Below are 18,056 nucleotides of genomic sequence, written 5' to 3'. Positions count from 1 at the left end.
CCTTCAGGGGCGCGGGGACTGCGCGACAAGCCACGACGGCGCAACAGCCGGCCGCGGACCGTACTCGGCAGACGCATGTCCGGAAGTTGATGTATTGACGGTTGAGGCATCCCCTTCCACACTCCTCCGAAGTCAATCGGTTGCACCACCGAAACTTTCGGAGGCACCCGCAATGAGACCCTCCCTGAGCGGCCTGCTCACCGGCCTGGCCACCGTCGCCGCCCTCCTGCTCGCCGCCCCTGCCGCCCACGCGGCCGACCCACCCCTGCGAGACCTCGCCACCGCCAAGAACAAGGTGATCGGCACCGCCGTGACCGGCTCGAAACTCACCGGCACCTACGGCGAGATCGCGGGCCGGGAGTTCAACTGGCTCACCCCCGGCAACGCCATGAAGTGGGGCTCCGTGGAGCCGACGCGGGGCAACTTCAACTGGACCGAGGCCGACCAGATCGTCGACTTCGCCGAGGCCCACGACCAGGACGTACGCGGCCACACCCTCGTCTGGCACAGCCAGAACCCCAGCTGGCTCGACAACGGCACCTGGACACCCGCACAGCTCAGCCAGCTGATGAACGACCACATCGCCCTCGAAGTCGGCCGCTACAAGGGCCGCCTCGCCGCCTGGGACGTGGTGAACGAGCCGTTCAACGAGGACGGCACCTACCGCCAGACCCTCTGGTACAACGGCCTCGGCGCCGACTACATCGCCCAGGCCCTGACCGCCGCCCGCGCCGCCGACCCGGCCGCCAAGCTCTACATCAACGACTACAACGTCGAGGGCGTCAACGCGAAGAGCACAGCCCTCTACAACCTGGTCAGGGACCTGAAGGCGCGCGGTGTACCGATCGACGGGGTGGGGTTGCAGGCGCACCTGATCCTCGGTCAGGTCCCGTCCACGCTCCAGCAGAACATCCAGCGCTTCGCCGACCTGGGCGTGGACGTCGCCATCACCGAACTCGACATCCGGATGCAACTCCCGTCCACGGCGGCCAAGCTGGCCCAGCAGCGCACCGAGTACGACGCCGTGGTGAAGGCCTGCGTCGCCGTGACCCGCTGCACCGGCGTGACGGTCTGGGGCTTCACCGACTCCGACTCCTGGATCCCGGACACCTTCCCGGGGCAGGGCGCGGCGACCCCGTACGACGAGAACTACGCACCGAAGCCCGCGTACTACGGCATCGCGACGGCGCTCGGCGGCACGGTGACCGAGCCACCGGTACCCACCGGCTGCTCGGCGGCGTACAGCGTCCCGAACCAGTGGAACACCGGCTTCACCGGCCAGGTGACCATCAGCTGCGCCGCCGGATCCTCGCTCTCCTCCTGGCGGGTCGCCTGGACGTTCGGGGCGGGGCAGCAGGTCGGCCAGGCATGGAACGCGAACTGCGTCCAGACCGGCACGGCCGTCAGCTGCTCCAACGCCTCCTGGAACGGGAGCGTGCCGAGCGGCGGTTCGGTGAGCTTCGGCTTCAACGGAACCTGGAGCGGGAGCAATCCGGTGCCCACGGTGACCCTGGGCTGAGAGCGGCTGCCGAGTACTCCCGAGGATTGCAGAGGACTGCAGAGGACTGAGAAGTCTGAGAATTTCCGAAGGAAAGGCGGCATGAGGTTCTGCTCGTAACAATTCGGACGTAAGTTCCTGTGCGTGAATGGTGAAGAAAGCGCGTTCGGGGGCGGCAGCGGGGACCCGGCCCGACGGCGGCGTCGGCTGAGAATCGCCGGGTGCCTGCTTGCCGGGGTCCTCGTGGTCGGGGCGGGCGGGGCGGGTTGGGCGTTCTGGCGGCTGAACGACAACATCGCGAGCGTCGACATCGACGCCGCCCTCGGCGACAACCGCCCCGCGAAGATCCGTTCCACCCCGGAGCGCTCCGCGTCGGATCCGTCCGCGTCGGCCACCCCCGAGGCCCTGCCGAGCGGCGCCCTGAACATCCTCGTCCTCGGCTCCGACTCCCGCAGCGGCAAGGAGAACGCGAAGCTCGGCGGCGGCGACGAGGGTGCCGGGGCCCGCTCGGACACGGCGATGGTCGTCCACGTCGACGAGGGGCGCACCGGGGCGACGGTCGTCAGCATCCCCCGCGACACCCTCGTCACCCGCCCGTCCTGCCCGCTGGAGTCGGGCGGTTCGACGGCGGTGGCGTACAACGTGATGTTCAACAGCGCGTACGCGGTCGGCGGGCCGGTCTGCGCGGTCAAGACGGTCGAGTCGATGACGGACGTCCGCATGGACCACTACATCGAGATCGACTTCGCCGGCTTCGCGAAGCTCGTCGACGCCCTCGGCGGCGTCACGGTCACCACGGACGAGGACATCGACGACGAGGACAGCCATCTGACCCTGGACGCCGGCACTCACCACCTGGACGGCGAACAGGCCCTCGCCCTGGCCCGCACCCGCCACGGCATCGGCGACGGCAGCGACCTCGGCCGCATCGGTCTCCAGCAGACACTGGTCAAGGCCCTGCTGGACCAGATCTCCTCGACCGACCTCCTGACCAACCCCGCGCAGCTTTACCGGGCCGCCGACGCGATCACCGGAAGCCTGACGACGGACACCGGCCTGGACTCGCTGGGGGAGCTGATGAGCTTGGGCAAGAGCCTGAAGGGCCTGACCTCGGCCGACACGGAGACCGTGATGATGCCGGTGGTCACGGCCGCGTACGACCGCAACCGGGTGGTGGCGGACGAGCCGGAGGCGAGCCGGCTGTGGGAGTCGCTGAGGTAGCGGACGCGGCGGGATGGGCGGTGGGGTCGACGCCGGGATGGGCGGCGGGGTCGGCGGCGGAATCAGCGGCCGGGTCGGCGGCGGGAAAGTTTTTCTGAAGAAGTTCGTCGGCCGTGTCGATCCGGGGTGCGGTCGTTCGACGCATGGGTGAGAGTCGGGGACAGGCCCCGCCCGCCGATGCCGTAGGAGTCACCATGCCGCGCTATCTGTCGCTGGTTCAGATCGACGAGAAGACCGCCCCCGCCGAGGGGCCCAGCCCCGAGCTGATGCAGCGGATGGGGGAGCTGCTGGAGGAGATCACCAAGGCGGGGGTCATGCTCGACACCGCCGGGCTGACGCCGACCGCGCAGGGGGCGCGCGTGCACTGGGAGGGCGGCAGGATCTCCGTCACGGACGGGCCGTTCACCGAGTCCAAGGAGGTCGTCGGCGGCTATGCGCTGATGCAGTGCAAGGACATGGCCGAGGCGATCGAGTGGACCAAGCGGTTCCTGAAGGTGCACGAGGAGTACTGGACGGTGACGTGCGAGGTGCGGGAGATCATGGAGGGCTGAGCCCGCCTGGCGAGGCCGCTTCTCGGGCGCCTGGGACGTCGTGTCTGATGGTGGGCTGTGACCTCACAGCCCACCACGCCCACGCCCAAGGACCCGGACCCGGACACGGCCATCGAGACCGTCTTCCGGATCGAGTCGCCCAGAGTCATCGCCGGTGTCGCGCGGATCGTGCGGGACGTCGGGATCGCGGAGGAGTTGGCGCAGGACGCGCTGGTCGCCGCGCTGGAGCGGTGGCCGAGGGACGGGGTGCCGGACAATCCGGGCGCCTGGCTCATGGCGACGGCCAAGCACCGGGCGATCGACCTCGTACGCCGCCGGGAGCGGTACGCGCGCAAGCTCGCGGAGGTCGGGCGGGACCTGGAGGCGGCGGGACCGTACCTCGACCAGCCGTCCGACCCGGACGACATCGACGACGACCTGCTCCGCCTGGTCTTCACGGCCTGCCACCCGGTGCTGTCCGCCGAGGCCCGCATCGCCCTCACCCTGCGCCTCCTCGGCGGCCTGACCACCACCGAGATCGCCCGCGCCTTCCTGACCTCCGAGCCGACGCTCGCCCAGCGCATCGTCCGCGCCAAGCGCACGCTGGCCACGAGGAACGTCGCCTTCGAGGTGCCGTACGGCCCCGACCGCGAGGCCCGCCTCGACTCCGTCCTGGAGGTCATCTACCTGATCTTCAACGAGGGGTACGCGGCCACCGCGGGCGACGACCTGCTGCGCCCGGCGCTCTGCGAGGACGCCCTGCGACTGGCGCGGGTCCTGGCCCAGTTGATGCCCAAGGAACCCGAGGTGCACGGCCTGGTGGCCCTGCTGGAGCTCCAGGAGTCGCGGGCGGCCGCCCGCACGGGGCCCGCCGGGGAGCCGGTCCTCCTGCGGGACCAGGACCGCCGCCGCTGGAATCGCCTCCTCATCGCCCGGGGCTTCACCGCCCTCGGTCGCGCCACCGCCGCCGCGGGCGGGGCACCGGGCCCGTACGCCCTCCAGGCGGCCATCGCCGCGTGCCACGCCCAGGCGTACACCTACGAGGAGACGGACTGGCCGAGGATCGCCACGCTGTACGCCCTGCTGGCCGCCCGCGCCCCGTCCCCCGTGGTCGAACTGAACCGCGCGGTCGCCGTCTCCATGGCCGAGGGCCCCGGCCCCGCGCTGGAGATCGTGGACAGCCTCGCCGCCGAACCCGCCCTGCGTGACTACCACTTGCTGCCGAGCGTGCGCGGAGACCTGCTCCGGCGCCTGGGCCGCACGGAGGAGGCCCGCGCGGAGTTCCTACGGGCGGCCGACCTGACCCACAACGCGCGCGAGCGGGCGCTGATGCTGGCGCGGGCGCGAGAGGAGTGAACGGGCGGACGAAAGGCGGTTGAGAGGCGGGTGAGGGCGGCTGGTAGGCAGCGGGACGTGGAGCGGGTGGGTGGCGCACCGAGGGCCGCGGGCGGGGCATGCACGCGTGAGGGCCGCGGGCGGGGCAACCACGCGCGGCTGCTCCGTCTGCGGGGCGCGAGTCCCGCGTGGCGGGGCGAGGTGAGCAGCGCGGCGGTGCCGTGAGGCGCTGCCCGGGAGCCGCACGACGGGCTGCCACGGACCGCGACGGCGGCCACGCCTACGGGGCCGGCCGCCGGCCACGGTTACGGGGCCGGCCGCGTGGCCGGTAACGGCGATGGCGCGGACGGGCGCCGGCACCTCCGGCTCCCCGGCCCGTCTGACCCCTCCGGTGCCTCCGGTGCCTCCGGCACCCCTCGGCACTCCCCGCGCCTCCGGCACCCTCGGCACCCCCCCGGCCCCTCGGCACCTCCGGGCCCTCGGCACCTCCGGGCCCTCGGCACCTCCGGGCCCTCGGCACCTCCGGGCCCTCGGCACCTCCGGGCCCTCGGCACCTCCGGGCCCTCCGGCCCTCTGGGGCCCCCGGCACCCCGGCGCCCCCGGCGCCCTCGGCACCCTCGGCACCCCCGGCGGAGCCCCCCCGCGGAGCCGGGACCCCTACGCCGGGTGGCCGATCAGCATCGTCGGGGCGCCTGCGACGCGGGTCAGGAAGACCGTCGCCGCGTTGCGGCCCTGCGGCTTGACCTTCCTGCGCAGCTCCTCCGGCTCCACGGCCGACCCCCGCTTCTTCACGGTGAGGATGCCGACCTCGCGCTCCCGCAGCAGCGCCTTCAACTTCTTCACGTTGAAGGGCAGCCGGTCGGTGATCTCATACGCCACCGCGTACGGGGTGACATGGTGCTCGTCGGCGGTGACGTAGGCGATCGTGGGGTCGATCAGCCCGCCCGCCAGCTCCTCCGCGACCTCGGCGACCAGGTGGGCGCGGATCACGGCGCCGTCGGGCTCGTACAGGTACCGGCCCACCGGACGGACCGGGGGGTCGGGCAGCATCGTGTCGGGCGTGGCGCGGATGCCGGCCTCGGCGGGCAGCAGCATCGCCCGCCGCGCCCCCGGCGTCCCGTCCGCGCGGAACCAGAGCACGGCCTCCTTCACGTCCCCGCCGTCCGAGATCCACTCGGCCTCGGCCGCCGGGGGGATCGCCTCGTGCGGGATGCCGGGCGCGATCTTCAGCGCGCCGAGCGGAGCCTTCAACGCGGCGGACACGGCCCAGGACAGGGGCGGGGAGTAGGCCTCCGGGTCGAAGATCCGGCCGCGCTTGGAGGAACGCCGGGCGGGGTCGACGAACACGGCGTCGTACCCGGCCGTGTCCACCTCCGTCACATCCGCCTCGCGCACCTCGACCAGCTCGGCGAGCCCGAGCGCGTCGGCGTTGGCGCGGGCCACCGCCACGGTCAGCGGGTCGCGGTCGACGGCCAGCACCCGGATCCCGGCCCGCGCGAACGCGATCGCGTCCCCGCCGATCCCGCAGCACAGGTCGGCGACCGACCGCACGCCCAGCGCCCGGAAACACTCGGCCCGGTACGTCGCCACGCTCGTCCTGGTCGACTGCTCGACCCCGTTCGCCGTGAAGAACATCCGCTCGGCGTCCGCCGCGCCGAACTTCGCCACCGCCCGCTGCCGCAGCCGGGCCTGCGCCAGCGCCGCCGAGACCAGGTCCGCCGGGTGGTCGCGGCGCAGCCGGGTCGCCACGGCCAGCTCCCGCGCGGGCTCGGTGTCGCGCACTTCGTCGAGGAGGGCGCGGCCCTCGGGGGTGAGGAGGGGGGTGAGGAAGGCGGCGGGGTCGAGGTCGTTCACCGGGACATTGTCGGTCAGGGGGACGGGGTGGCGGCCGGGGGGAGGGTGGTGTGGGCCAGTCGGTGGATGGTCGGGCGACGGTGGCGGTGTCGGGGCGGTGGAGGCGGGGCGCCCTGCGAGGATGCGGCGCCATGCGATTCGTACGACAAAATGATGTAAAGGGCGCGAAACGGGTGATCGGGAGGGGGTGGGGCGGCGTCCGGGGCGGCATCGCTCTCCTCGCCGTCGCGGCCGTGATGTCGGGATGCGGCGGGGGAGACGCCGAGAAGGCCTCGGAGCAGGGCTCCTCCGGACGGCGAGATAGCGCCGAGGCCGAGGCCGGGGCGACCTCCGGAACCGCCGGGCCCGCGCATGGCCAGCAGCGCGGGGCGCGGCAGCACGGGGCGCGGCAGCACGGGCAGCGCCACCTGGACGCGCCCGCCGCCCGGGCCCTGGACGCGTACGCCGGGAAGGTGCGCCGGGCGCACGCCGCGCGGGTCGCCGCCGCGAAGCGCTGGGGGCTGGCGAAGGTGCCGCTGACCGCGCCCGCGCCGCCGGCGCGGAAGCCGGAGCTCAGGACCCGCAAGGGATTCGAGGTCGACGGCCATGTCGAGGACAGCCTTCCCCCGGTCTTCACCACCGTCCCCACCCGTCACAAGGTCGTCTTCCTCACCATCGACGACGGCGCCGAGAAGGACCCCGCGTTCCTGCGGATGATGACCGACCTGCGGATCCCGTACACCGCCTTCCTCAGCGACTACCTGATCAAGGAGGACTACGGCTACTTCGAGCGGATGCGGGACCGTGGCGTCGCCCTCCACAACCACACCCTCCGCCACCGGCATCTGCCCGCGCTCTCCTACGCCGCCCAGAAGCGGGAGATCTGCGGGATGCAGGACGTGCTCGAGATGCGGTACGGGACCCGGCCCACCCTCTTCCGGCCGCCGTACGGCAGCTACGACCGGGACACCCTCCGCGCCGCCGCGACCTGCGGCGTCGAGGCTGTCCCCCTGTGGAACGAGGAGGTCTTCGTCGACCGCTGGGACTACCGCGAGTCGGACCGCGAACTCCGCCCCGGCGACATCGTCCTCAGCCACTTCCGGGGCCCGTCCGACTGGAAGGGCACCATGCCCGACATGATCCGCCGCTTCCTGAACCTGATCACCGCCGAGGGGTACGCGGTGGCGAGGCTGGAGGACTACCTGTGAGGGCCGACGGGGAGGGGCGCGGGGCACACCGAAGGATGCGCCGGGGAGCACGCCTCCCACCGGCCCGCCCGCCGGCGGCCCGCACCCTGGCCGCTCTCGCCGCTCTCGCCGCACTGCTCCTGGCCGGCTGCGCGACCGCCCCCACAGCCCCCGACCCCGGCGCGGGCGGATCGGCGAACCCCCGTCTCTCCGTCTCGCGCTCCGGCGCACACGCCCCCGCCAAGCCCACTCCCGCGATCCCCACCCCCACCACCCCTCACCCTGGCGCACACGCCCCCGCCCGCTCGCTCCCCCACCCCTCAGTGCCCCCTCACCGCCGCTGGGGCCTGGACGCCCCCCTCGCCGCCGCGCCGCAGCCCCCCGACCGGTCGTCGGCCCCCCGCGCGGCCGCACCGGGGCTGCTGCCCGTCGTCGATCGCGTCCCCACCCGGGACAAGGTCGTCTTCCTCACCTACGACGACGGGGCCGAGCGGGACCCCCGGTTCGTCGACATGGTGCGTGAGTTGCGGCTGCCGGTGAGCATGTTCCTGACGGACAGCGTCGTGGGCCCGGGATACGGGCACTTCGCGCGGCTGCGGGCCGTCGGCGCGACCGTGCAGAACCACACGCTCGACCACACCGCCCTGCGCGGCCTGCCGTACGCCGGACAGCGCGCCGAGATCTGCGGCCAGCAGAACAAGCTCAAGCAGCGCTTCGGCGTCCGGCCGACCCTCTTCCGCCCGCCCTACGGCGTCCACGACACCACCACGCTCCGCGCCGCCGCCGACTGCGGCCTCTCCGCGGTCGTCCTGTGGCGCGCGTCCATGCAGATCCACGACCTGCGCTACGCCGTCGGCGACCGCCTCCGCCCCGGCGACATCGTCCTCGCCGGTTTCCGGGGCCCGGATCAGCTGCAAGGCACCACCCTCACGGAGATGACGACCCGGCTGCTGCGCCGCGTCCAGGAGCAGGGACTGACCGTCGGCCGCCTGGAGGACTACCTCTGACGCCCCGCCGCAACCCGCTCGATTAGCAGTCCGCTTGACCGAGTGCTAATCGCGGTCATAGTCTCAGGTCTGGCACTCCCCCCTGGAGAGTGCCAACAACGCGACGGGCAGGTCCGGCACCCGCGACGACGGATCCACCTGGTCGCCACCTCAGACAGTCAACCCCGTGATCTCCGAAGGGGGAGGTCGGATCGTGACGACCACCAGCTCCAAGGTTGCCATCAAGCCGCTCGAGGACCGCATCGTGGTCCAGCCGCTCGACGCCGAGCAGACCACCGCCTCTGGCCTGGTCATCCCGGACACCGCGAAGGAGAAGCCCCAGGAGGGCGTCGTCCTCGCCGTGGGTCCGGGTCGCTTCGAGGACGGCCAGCGGCTGCCGCTCGACGTCTCCGTCGGCGACATCGTGCTGTACAGCAAGTACGGCGGCACCGAGGTGAAGTACAACGGCGAGGAGTACCTCGTCCTCTCGGCTCGCGACGTGCTCGCGATCGTCGAGAAGTAGTTCACCCGCTTCCTCGCGAAGCACCTTGCTTTTGAGCTGCGCCCTTGGCCCCCGCGACCACTAATCAGCCGGGCGTCGGGGGCGCAGTTCGTTTCACCCACGTTTTCCGAGAGGGCTGAACCGCTCCCATGGCGAAGATCCTGAAGTTCGACGAGGACGCCCGTCGCGCCCTCGAGCGCGGCGTCAACAAGCTTGCCGACACGGTCAAGGTGACGATCGGCCCCAAGGGCCGCAACGTCGTCATCGACAAGAAGTTCGGCGCCCCCACCATCACCAACGACGGTGTGACCATCGCCCGCGAGGTCGAGGTCGAGGACCCGTACGAGAACCTCGGCGTCCAGCTGGTGAAGGAGGTGGCGACCAAGACCAACGACGTAGCGGGTGACGGTACGACCACCGCCACCGTGCTGGCCCAGGCGCTCGTCCGCGAGGGCCTGCGCAACGTCGCCGCCGGTGCCTCCCCGGCCGCCCTGAAGAAGGGCATCGACGCCGCGGTCAAGGCCGTGTCCGAGGAGCTCCTCGCGACCGCCCGCCCGATCGACGAGAAGTCCGACATCGCGGCCGTCGCCGGTCTGTCCGCCCAGGACCAGCAGGTCGGCGAGCTCATCGCCGAGGCGATGGACAAGGTCGGCAAGGACGGTGTCATCACCGTCGAGGAGTCCAACACCTTCGGTCTGGAGCTGGACTTCACCGAGGGCATGGCCTTCGACAAGGGCTACCTGTCGCCGTACTTCGTCACCGACCAGGAGCGTATGGAGGCCGTCCTCGACGACCCGTACATCCTCATCCACCAGGGCAAGATCGGCGCCATCGCCGACCTGCTGCCCCTGCTGGAGAAGGTCATCCAGTCCAACGCCTCGCGGCCGCTGCTGATCATCGCCGAGGACGTCGAGGGCGAGGCCCTGTCGACCCTCGTCGTCAACAAGATCCGCGGCACCTTCAACGCGGTCGCCGTCAAGGCCCCCGGCTTCGGCGACCGTCGCAAGGCGATGCTCCAGGACATGGCGACGCTGACCGGCGCCGAGGTCATCTCCGAAGAGGTCGGCCTCAAGCTCGACCAGGTCGGTCTCGACGTGCTCGGCTCCGCCCGCCGCGTCACCGTCACCAAGGACGACACCACGATCGTCGACGGCGCCGGTGACTCCGGTGCCGTGCAGGGCCGCGTCGCCCAGATCAAGGCCGAGATCGAGAACACGGACTCCGACTGGGACCGCGAGAAGCTCCAGGAGCGCCTCGCGAAGCTGGCCGGCGGCGTGTGCGTCATCAAGGTCGGCGCCGCCACCGAGGTGGAGCTGAAGGAGAAGAAGCACCGTCTGGAGGACGCCATCTCCGCGACCCGCGCCGCGGTCGAGGAGGGCATCGTCTCCGGTGGTGGCTCCGCGCTCGTCCACGCCGTGAAGGTCCTCGAGGGCAACCTCGGCAAGACCGGCGACGAGGCCACGGGTGTCGCGGTCGTCCGCAAGGCCGCCGTCGAGCCGCTGCGCTGGATCGCCGAGAACGCCGGCCTGGAGGGCTACGTCATCACCTCCAAGGTCGCCGAGCTCGACAAGGGCCAGGGCTTCAACGCCGCCACCGGCGAGTACGGCGACCTGGTCAAGTCCGGCGTCATCGACCCGGTCAAGGTCACCCGCTCCGCCCTGGAGAACGCCGCCTCCATCGCCTCCCTCCTGCTCACGACCGAGACCCTGGTCGTCGAGAAGAAGGAAGAGGAGCCGGCCGACGCGGGCCACGGCCACAGTCACGGCCACTCCCACTGACGTACGACGTCGGTAAGCCGTAGGCGAGGCCCGGCACCCCCGCGAGGGGTGCCGGGCCTTCCCGCGTCACCACCCCTGCTGCGCCGGGCCGCTTCGACCGGGGTCGCTTCAGCCGGTCACTTCTCCAGGTCGTCGAGCGCGCCCAACTGCCCCATCAGGCCGAGCCGGTCGTACTCCCACCAGCCCTCGGTGATCTTCCCGTCGGGAGCACACCGGTGAATGACCGTGCCCGTCATCCGGACCGTCCGCCCCGTTGCCGCGATCCCGAGGAAGTCCCCCTTGTGGGTCGCCTCCCAGGTCCACCGCGTGCACACCCGGTCACCCTGCGCGATCTGGTCCTCCACGGTGAACGCGAAGTCGAAGCCGCGCCGCCACTCCTCGCAGGTCCGCCGGAACGCGTCCATCCCGATGGCGTCGGGCTCCCCGGAGGGCACGTGGTCGTGGTAGTCCTCCACGAGCAGATCGTCCAGCGGCGGCAGTTCGCCCTTCGTGGCGATGGTCGCGAGGAACCGCCGCGCAGTCGCCGCGTACAACTGCTCGTCGCGCACCACGTCCAGATCGGTGAACGTGGGCATCTCCTCGCACAGCGCCACCATCTCCTGGAAGATCCGCTCCGTCTCCGGCAGCCCGGAGTTGCGCATCGCCTCCTCGTACGACGGGAACTCCACGATCTCCACGAAGTGCGACCCGTCCGAGCGGTCCTTCCCGATCACGCTGTGCGTCGCGGTCCGCTTCCCCCTGGTCTGTTCCACCCAGGTGTCCATCAGCTGGTTCATCTCGTCGAACCGGCTGGTCCTGCAGTCGATGAGCTGCACGAATGTCATGACACACCGCCTCCCGACCCCCCTGGGTCCGGATGAACAGCTCCATTGTCCCGCCGGGCGGCCGCGCTCTCACCCGCTGGACACGTTCCGCCGCCCGCTACTGCGGCCCGTACTTCCGTCCCGTCTTCGAGCTGATCCCGCCCAGCAGCCCGCGCGGTACCACCTTCACCACACCCATCAGGGCCTTGTACCGGGGGTCGGGGATGGAGACGGTCCGGCCGCGGGAGAGGTCCACGAGGGCGGCGGTGACGAGCTTGTCGGCGTCGAGCCACATCCAGGAGGGGATGTTGTCGGTGCCCATGCCGGCCCGGTCGTGGAACTCGGTACGCACGAAGCCGGGGCACAGCGCCATCAGCCGCACCCCGGTGCCGGCCAGATCGCGCGCGGCACCCTGGGTGAACTGCACGACCCACGCCTTCGACGCCCCGTACGTACCGCGCGGCACGAAGGCCGCGACCGAGGCCACGTTCACCACACCGCCCCGGCCGCGCTCGCGCATGGCCTCGGTGGCCGCCGAGGTGAGGCGCAGGACCGCCTCGCAGTGCACCTTGAGCATCCGCAGCTCGTCGGCCATCGGGACGTCGAGGTAACGGCCCTTGTTGCCGAAGCCGGCGTTGTTGACCAGCAGGTCGACCGGGCTCCTGCGGTCCGCCAGCCGCCGGGCCACCGACTCGATGCCGTCGTCCGTCGCGAGGTCCGCCGTCAGCACCTCCGCCTCGATGCCGTGCCGGTCGTGCAGCTCGGTCGCCTGCTCCCGCAGCCGCTTGGTGTCACGCGCCACCAGCACCAGGTTGTGCCCGTCCGCCGCCAGCCGCCGCGCGAAGGCGGCACCGATCCCCGCGGTCGATCCCGTAATCAGAGCCGTTGTCATGGCGCAAGCGTAGTGACCGGAACTGCGCGGGTCCGCTTGCTCCACCGCACGTTCACCAGCGACTTCGCCGACGCTCCGGCGAACCCCCGCACCGCCGTGGCACCTTCACCGGCATCCCGTCCCGCACCGGCCCGTCCCCCCTGCGCCGCCACGTACTTCCGCGCGATCTCCAGCACCTCCGGATGCAAGGCCTCGCCCGCCGCCAACAGCCTCGGCAGCAGAGAGTGTTGATTGCGCGCCCTGTCGGGTGAAACGCTTGACCCAGCCCCGCTCGCCCAGATGCCGCTGGAAGTTGAGACAGGGGACGCGGCCCGACGTGACCTCCAGGACCACCTCGGAGCCGATCCGCCGGCGCTCGCCGATGAGGGCGCCGGAGACGTCGAGGCCCTCGGTGGTGAGGTTCTCGCCGAAGACCCCGCTGGGCAGGGTGCGGCCCAGCTCGTGCTCCCAGCCGTCCAGGTCCTCACGGGCGAAGGCGTAGACCGCCTGGTCGTCGCCGCCGTGGTGCTCGGTGTTGCACACCGCGTCCCCGGCCACCCCGCCGGCACCGACCCCCTTGGGTCCGGGCGCCGCCACCCGCACCGGGCGGCGGAGGGTCAAAGCGTCGACGCGATATTCAGCGCGCGGTCCAAGCCCGGCTTATGCTCGACCGCGTGATCGAGGCCCGCCATCTCCGTGTCCTGCGCGCCGTCGCCGCCACCGGCTCCTTCTCGGCGGCCGGACGGGAACTCGGCTGCACCCAGCCCGCCGTCAGCCAGCAGATGAAAGCGCTCGAATCCTCCGTCGGCACCCCGCTGCTGGTCCGCACCGGCCGTGCGATGCGGCTGACCCAGGCGGGCGAGGCCCTGGTGCGGCACGCGGCCGGCATTCTCGCCGGGCTCACCGCGGCCGAGGAGGAGGTCGCCGCCATCGCCGGGCTGCGCGCCGGACGGGTCCGCCTGGTCTCCTTCCCCAGCGGCAGCTCCACCCTCGTGCCCACCGCCCTGGCCGCCCTGCGCGCCGATCACCCCGGCACCCGGGTCTCGCTGGAGGAGGCCGAACCGCCGCGCTCGGTCGAGATGCTCCGTGACGGCGACTGCGACATCGCGCTCGCCTTCCGCTACGAGGGCGCGGCCGGAGCCGAGGAGGGGGAGTGGGACGACCTGGTCGTACGCCCGCTGCTCATGGACCGGCTCGTCGGGCTCGTCCCGCAGGGTCACCGACTGGCCCGCGCGGGCTCCATCGGCATCGGAGAACTCGCCGGGGAATCCTGGATCGCCGGCTGTCCGCGCTGCCGGGGGCAACTGGTGCGGGTCTGCGAGAGCGCGGGCTTCACGCCCCGGATCGACTTCGCGACCGACGACTACCCGGCGGTGGTCGGGCTGGTGGGCGCGGGGCTGGGGGTCGCCGTGCTGCCGGAGCTGGCCGTGGAGTCCGTACGTCCCAAGGGGGTCCGCACGGTGTCGGTCGAGCCGGTGGTGCACCGGGAGATCGTGGCGCTCACCCTGCCGGACCTGGCCCTTGTGCCCACGGTCGCGGCGACGCTGGACCGGCTGGCCGGAGCGGCCGCGCGCTAGCGCCTGGGGGCGCGGGCATCTGGTGCCCGGCGCTGAAGAAACGTTCTTTCAGGTGTCTGAACCGGTCTCGCTGCCGGACGCGGACGTCGTCACCAGCCGGTGGCGCGCCCTGCCCATGAGCTCCTCGCGCTCGTCCTCGGTCAGCCCGCCCCACACGCCGTACGGCTCACGCACCGCGAGGGCGTGTGCCGCGCACTGCGCGCGTACCGGGCATCGCATGCAGACCTCTTTGGCCGAGTTCTCACGAGCGCTCCGTGCCGCACCGCGTTCTCCTTCGGGGTGGAAGAAGAGTGAGCTGTCGACCCCACGGCAGGCCGCGAGGAGCTGCCAGTCCCACAGATCAGCGTTCGGCCCGGGAAGGCGGGAGAAATCTGCCATTGCGTGTCTCCTTGTTGCCGTTCTGGGAGGAGATGTTGCCCATGACCGTACATCGACTATCTAAGGAGATGAAAATATGACTCATTGCGAATCTAGCCTCAGACACCAATAAATGGGAACAAAAACGTCTGAATGGGGCATAGGTTGTGATGAAACGTTGAGGGTCCCCTGCGCATGTCTGCACCGTGTCCGCCCCCTCACGTAGAGTGCCGAAGGTGACCAGCCATCCCGTAACTCTTTCGAGTGACCGTCGTTGAGACGGGCGGAGGCGGTTGAAAGAACAAGCGCTCGGGCAGGCGTTCGTGTCCGCTCGTGAGTGTCGACCGCACAGGTGACGATTTCGTACCAGCCTGGAGGCTCAAGGTGACGCGCATCAGCTGCGGAGGACGGTCATGACATCCGTCCTCGTCTGCGACGACTCCCCGCTTGCCCGAGAGGCGCTGCGCCGTGCGGTGGCGACCGTGCCCGGCGTCGAGCGCGTGACCACGGCGGCCAACGGCGAGGAAGTCCTCCGCCGCTGGGGGGCCGACCGCTCGGACCTGATTCTGATGGACGTACGCATGCCCGGTCTGGGCGGCGTCGAGACCGTACGGCGGCTGCTGTCCGCCGACCCCGGGGCGCGCATCATCATGCTCACCGTCGCCGAGGACCTGGACGGCGTGGCCCTCGCGGTCGCCGCCGGAGCGCGGGGCTACCTGCACAAGGACGCCTCCCGCGCGGAGCTGCGCGCCACGGTGACCCAGGCCCTCGCCGACCCGACCTGGCGGCTCGCCCCGCGTCGGCTGCGCTCGGCCGAGATGGGTGCCGCGCCGACGCTCACCGCCCGCGAGATCCAGGTCCTGGAGGGCATGAGTCACGGCCGTTCCAACGCCGAGATCGGTCGCGAGCTGTTCCTCTCCGAGGACACGGTCAAGACCCACGCCCGGCGCCTGTTCAAGAAGCTCGGCGCCTCGGACCGCGCGCACGCGGTGGCGCTCGGCTTCCGCTGGGGTCTGGTCCGCTGAGTGGACCGTGCCGGGGGTGGTCCCCCACGAGGGAGGAGCCCCGCCTGCCGCACGGCGGGCGGGGGCGACGAGACGATCCGCCGGGTGCCCGCTGCTCGTTTCGCCGCGGATGCCGCATCCTTGAGGTGTGGAGTTCCTAGGGGAGCAGTCGAACGAGCGGGAGGGGAGGGCGCAGGAGATGAGTTCCGGCGCGCCTGCTCATAACGCTTCGGTGCACAACCATGGACGTGGCGCCACGGACCGGACGGCCGCAAGGCACCATGGACCGATGCGCGACGACGAGACGACAGTGATCGGTGCGCTCGTGCATCGCGCGGTCGACGGGGACGAGCAGGCCACGCACGATCTGCTCGCCCATGTCCACCCCTTGGCGCTGCGCTACTGCCGCACCCGGCTGTCCCGGCTGCCGGGCGACGCGCGGCACTTCGTGGAGGACCTGGCGCAGGAGGTCTGCGTCGCCGTCCTCCTCGCGCTGCCGCGCTACAAGGACACCGGAAGGCCGTTCGAGGCGTTCGTCTTCGCCATCGCCGGCCACAAGGTCGCCGACCTGCAACGGGCCGCGATGCGCCACCCCGGGTCGACGGCCGTCCCCTCGGACGAGATGCCGGAGCGCCCCGACGACTCCCTCGGCCCCGAGGAGCGCGCCCTGCTCAGCAGCGACGCCGAGTGGGCCAAGAAGCTCCTGGCCAACCTCCCGGAGAACCAGCGCGAGCTGCTGCTGCTGCGGATCGCGGTGGGGCTCACGGCCGAGGAGACCGGACAGATGCTGGGGATGTCGCCGGGCGCGGTCCGGGTGGCCCAGCACCGGGCGCTGAGCAGACTCCGGGCACTGGCCGAGCAGTGACCGTACGGCTCCCAGGGCGCCCCGCATGAACAGGCGGGGCGCCTTTTCCGTACGAATATACGAAGCCCGGCCGTACTTCGTACCGTGGAATGTGTGCCCCGCGCTTCCCGTTAGCATGGACATCCGCACCGATCAAGGCCATTTGGGGAAGGTGTCATGACTGCCAACGTCGACGGAGTGCCCGATAAATTCGCGACGCTCGGGCTGACCTACGACGACGTGCTGCTGCTGCCGGGCGCGTCGGACATGGCACCCGACGAGATCGACACCGCCTCGTACGTCTCCAAGAACGTGCGGGTGAACATCCCGCTGCTCTCGGCCGCGATGGACAAGGTCACCGAGTCCCGCATGGCCATCGCCATGGCCCGCCAGGGCGGCGTCGGCGTGCTGCACCGCAACCTCTCCATCGAGGACCAGGCCAACCAGGTCGACCTGGTGAAGCGCTCCGAGTCCGGCATGGTGGCCGACCCGATCACCGTGCACCCGGACGCCACGCTCGCCGAGGCCGACGCGCTCTGCGCCAAGTTCCGCATCAGCGGCGTCCCGGTGACCGACGGCAACAAGAAGCTGCTCGGCATCGTCACCAACCGCGACATGGCCTTCGAGACCGACCGCACGCAGCGGGTCCGCGAGGTCATGACGCCGATGCCGCTGGTCACCGGCAAGGTCGGCATCTCCGGCGTCGAGGCCATGGAGCTGCTGCGCAAGCACAAGATCGAGAAGCTTCCACTGGTCGACGACGCGGGCATCCTCAAGGGCCTCATCACGGTCAAGGACTTCGTCAAGGCCGAGAAGTACCCGCACGCGGCCAAGGACGGCGAGGGCCGCCTCCTCGTCGGCGCGGCCGTCGGTGTCGCCGGCGACGCCTTCGAGCGCGCCCAGGCCCTCATCGAGAACGGCGTCGACTTCATCGTCGTCGACACCGCCCACGGCCACTCCCGCCTGGTCGGCGACATGGTCGCCAAGATCAAGTCGAACTCCTCCGGTGTCGACGTCATCGGCGGCAACATCGCCACGCGTGACGGCGCGCAGGCCCTGATCGACGCCGGCGTGGACGGCATCAAGGTAGGCGTCGGCCCCGGCTCCATCTGTACGACCCGTGTCGTCGCCGGCATCGGCGTCCCGCAGGTCACCGCCATCTACGAGGCCTCCCTCGCCGCCAAGGAGGCCGGTATCCCGGTCATCGGCGACGGTGGCCTGCAGTACTCCGGCGACATCGCCAAGGCCCTGGTCGCGGGTGCCGACACCGTGATGCTCGGCTCGCTGCTCGCGGGCTGCGCCGAGTCGCCGGGCGAGCTGATGTTCATCAACGGCAAGCAGTTCAAGTCGTACCGCGGCATGGGCTCGCTGGGCGCCATGCAGTCGCGCGGCGACCGCAAGTCGTTCTCCAAGGACCGCTACTTCCAGGAGGGCGTCGCCTCCGACGAGCAGCTCGTCCCCGAGGGCATCGAGGGCCAGGTGCCCTACCGCGGCCCGCTCTCCTCGGTCGTCCACCAGCTGGTCGGCGGCCTGCGCCAGTCGATGTTCTACGTCGGCGGACGCACCGTCCCGGACCTCCAGGCCAACGGCCGGTTCGTCCGGATCACCTCCGCGGGCCTCAAGGAGAGCCACCCGCACGACATCCAGATGACCGTCGAGGCGCCGAACTACAGCCGTAAGTAGACAGCGGACCTGGTGAGGGCGGCCTCGGTGCATCCGGGGCCGCCCTC

General features: G+C 71.3%; 16 protein-coding genes and 1 pseudogene. 12 read left to right on the top strand and 5 right to left on the bottom strand.

Annotated elements, in window-relative coordinates; all coding sequences use genetic code 11:
• Positions 1-172 precede the first annotated feature (172 nt).
• The 4 genes from PUR53_RS09830 to PUR53_RS09815 all read left to right on the top strand — a co-directional run bounded on the left by PUR53_RS09830 (position 173) and on the right by PUR53_RS09815 (position 4,605).
• Positions 173-1,519, top strand: coding sequence for an endo-1,4-beta-xylanase (locus PUR53_RS09830; RefSeq protein ID WP_329908017.1), 1,347 nt, complete (start codon positions 173-175; stop codon positions 1,517-1,519).
• 123 nt (positions 1,520-1,642) lie between these two features.
• The gene (locus PUR53_RS09825; RefSeq protein ID WP_329898588.1) at positions 1,643-2,719 is read left to right on the top strand and encodes an LCP family protein; all 1,077 of its coding nucleotides are present in this window, start codon (positions 1,643-1,645) and stop codon (positions 2,717-2,719) included.
• A 194-nt stretch (positions 2,720-2,913) separates the two neighbouring features.
• The gene (locus PUR53_RS09820) at positions 2,914-3,270 is read left to right on the top strand and encodes a YciI family protein (protein ID WP_329898589.1); all 357 of its coding nucleotides are present in this window, start codon (positions 2,914-2,916) and stop codon (positions 3,268-3,270) included.
• A 57-nt stretch (positions 3,271-3,327) separates the two neighbouring features.
• Positions 3,328-4,605, top strand: coding sequence for an RNA polymerase sigma factor (locus tag PUR53_RS09815; RefSeq protein WP_329908016.1), 1,278 nt, complete (start codon positions 3,328-3,330; stop codon positions 4,603-4,605).
• 636 nt (positions 4,606-5,241) lie between these two features.
• On the opposite strand, the gene PUR53_RS09810 is transcribed toward PUR53_RS09815, so the two are convergent.
• A complete protein-coding gene (locus PUR53_RS09810) occupies positions 5,242-6,438 on the bottom strand; it encodes a class I SAM-dependent methyltransferase (protein ID WP_329908015.1) in 1,197 nt (398 codons plus the stop codon).
• Between the two features lie 131 nt (positions 6,439-6,569).
• On the opposite strand from PUR53_RS09810, the gene PUR53_RS09805 reads away from it, so the two are divergent.
• The 4 genes from PUR53_RS09805 (at position 6,570) to groL (ending at position 10,870) form a co-directional block, all read left to right on the top strand.
• A complete protein-coding gene (locus tag PUR53_RS09805; RefSeq protein WP_329908013.1) occupies positions 6,570-7,625 on the top strand; it encodes a polysaccharide deacetylase family protein in 1,056 nt (351 codons plus the stop codon).
• A 35-nt stretch (positions 7,626-7,660) separates the two neighbouring features.
• Complete coding sequence (locus PUR53_RS09800) at positions 7,661-8,611, top strand: polysaccharide deacetylase family protein (protein WP_329908011.1); 951 nt, start codon at positions 7,661-7,663, stop codon at positions 8,609-8,611.
• A 193-nt stretch (positions 8,612-8,804) separates the two neighbouring features.
• On the top strand, positions 8,805-9,113 hold the full coding sequence (gene groES / locus PUR53_RS09795) for a co-chaperone GroES (RefSeq protein ID WP_033527131.1): 309 nt from the start codon (positions 8,805-8,807) through the stop codon (positions 9,111-9,113).
• 128 nt (positions 9,114-9,241) lie between these two features.
• Entirely contained in the window at positions 9,242-10,870 is a 1,629-nt protein-coding gene (gene groL, locus PUR53_RS09790; protein ID WP_329908010.1) for a chaperonin GroEL, read from the top strand.
• 116 nt (positions 10,871-10,986) lie between these two features.
• Here the strand turns inward: groL and PUR53_RS09785 are convergent, their stop codons facing one another.
• The 3 genes and pseudogenes from PUR53_RS09785 to PUR53_RS09775 form a co-directional block, all read right to left on the bottom strand.
• Entirely contained in the window at positions 10,987-11,694 is a 708-nt protein-coding gene (locus tag PUR53_RS09785; RefSeq protein ID WP_329908009.1) for an ester cyclase, read from the bottom strand.
• A gap of 97 nt (positions 11,695-11,791) precedes the next feature.
• Entirely contained in the window at positions 11,792-12,565 is a 774-nt protein-coding gene (locus tag PUR53_RS09780; protein WP_329908008.1) for an SDR family NAD(P)-dependent oxidoreductase, read from the bottom strand.
• Positions 12,562-13,192, bottom strand: a pseudogene (locus PUR53_RS09775) (MOSC domain-containing protein); the annotation flags it as partial. The pseudogene PUR53_RS09775 and the gene PUR53_RS09780, both read right to left, overlap by 4 nt.
• Positions 13,193-13,218: 26 nt before the next feature.
• Here PUR53_RS09775 and PUR53_RS09770 point away from each other — a divergent pair.
• Positions 13,219-14,121, top strand: a complete 903-nt coding sequence (locus tag PUR53_RS09770; RefSeq protein WP_329898597.1) for a LysR family transcriptional regulator — start codon at positions 13,219-13,221, stop codon at positions 14,119-14,121.
• A gap of 48 nt (positions 14,122-14,169) precedes the next feature.
• Here PUR53_RS09770 and PUR53_RS09765 read toward each other — a convergent pair whose 3' ends face one another.
• A complete protein-coding gene (locus PUR53_RS09765; RefSeq protein WP_329898598.1) occupies positions 14,170-14,499 on the bottom strand; it encodes a WhiB family transcriptional regulator in 330 nt (109 codons plus the stop codon).
• 392 nt (positions 14,500-14,891) lie between these two features.
• Here PUR53_RS09765 and PUR53_RS09760 point away from each other — a divergent pair, with 392 nt between their 5' ends.
• The 3 genes from PUR53_RS09760 to guaB all read left to right on the top strand — a co-directional run bounded on the left by PUR53_RS09760 (position 14,892) and on the right by guaB (position 18,009).
• Entirely contained in the window at positions 14,892-15,503 is a 612-nt protein-coding gene (locus PUR53_RS09760) for a response regulator transcription factor (protein ID WP_003948568.1), read from the top strand.
• A 268-nt stretch (positions 15,504-15,771) separates the two neighbouring features.
• Complete coding sequence (locus PUR53_RS09755) at positions 15,772-16,347, top strand: sigma-70 family RNA polymerase sigma factor (RefSeq protein WP_005481141.1); 576 nt, start codon at positions 15,772-15,774, stop codon at positions 16,345-16,347.
• Positions 16,348-16,503: 156 nt separating this feature from the next.
• Positions 16,504-18,009 (top strand): IMP dehydrogenase, encoded by a 1,506-nt coding sequence (guaB, locus tag PUR53_RS09750; protein WP_329898599.1) that lies wholly within the window; start codon positions 16,504-16,506, stop codon positions 18,007-18,009.
• Positions 18,010-18,056 lie beyond the last annotated feature (47 nt).

It is taken from the genome of Streptomyces sp. SP18BB07 (assembly GCF_036322545.1).
Classification (GTDB): Bacteria; Actinomycetota; Actinomycetes; order Streptomycetales; family Streptomycetaceae; genus Streptomyces; species Streptomyces deccanensis.
Note: the sequence above shows the minus strand (reverse complement) of the source record. Positions and strands in the feature narration are given on the sequence as shown.

What these genes read in the sequence shown, in the direction of transcription:
- PUR53_RS09830 (WP_329908017.1), top strand. Translation starts at nt 173, where the DNA reads ATGAGACCCTCCCTGAGCGGCCTGCTCACCGGCCTGGCCACCGTCGCC.
- PUR53_RS09820 (WP_329898589.1), top strand. Translation starts at nt 2,914, where the DNA reads ATGCCGCGCTATCTGTCGCTGGTTCAGATCGACGAGAAGACCGCCCCC.
- PUR53_RS09805 (WP_329908013.1), top strand. Translation starts at nt 6,570, where the DNA reads ATGCGATTCGTACGACAAAATGATGTAAAGGGCGCGAAACGGGTGATC.
- PUR53_RS09800 (WP_329908011.1), top strand. Translation starts at nt 7,661, where the DNA reads ATGCGCCGGGGAGCACGCCTCCCACCGGCCCGCCCGCCGGCGGCCCGC.
- groL (WP_329908010.1), top strand. Translation starts at nt 9,242, where the DNA reads ATGGCGAAGATCCTGAAGTTCGACGAGGACGCCCGTCGCGCCCTCGAG.
- PUR53_RS09785 (WP_329908009.1), bottom strand. Translation starts at nt 11,694, where the DNA reads ATGACATTCGTGCAGCTCATCGACTGCAGGACCAGCCGGTTCGACGAG.
- PUR53_RS09780 (WP_329908008.1), bottom strand. Translation starts at nt 12,565, where the DNA reads ATGACAACGGCTCTGATTACGGGATCGACCGCGGGGATCGGTGCCGCC.
- PUR53_RS09765 (WP_329898598.1), bottom strand. Translation starts at nt 14,499, where the DNA reads ATGGCAGATTTCTCCCGCCTTCCCGGGCCGAACGCTGATCTGTGGGAC.
- PUR53_RS09760 (WP_003948568.1), top strand. Translation starts at nt 14,892, where the DNA reads ATGACATCCGTCCTCGTCTGCGACGACTCCCCGCTTGCCCGAGAGGCG.
- PUR53_RS09755 (WP_005481141.1), top strand. Translation starts at nt 15,772, where the DNA reads ATGCGCGACGACGAGACGACAGTGATCGGTGCGCTCGTGCATCGCGCG.
- guaB (WP_329898599.1), top strand. Translation starts at nt 16,504, where the DNA reads ATGACTGCCAACGTCGACGGAGTGCCCGATAAATTCGCGACGCTCGGG.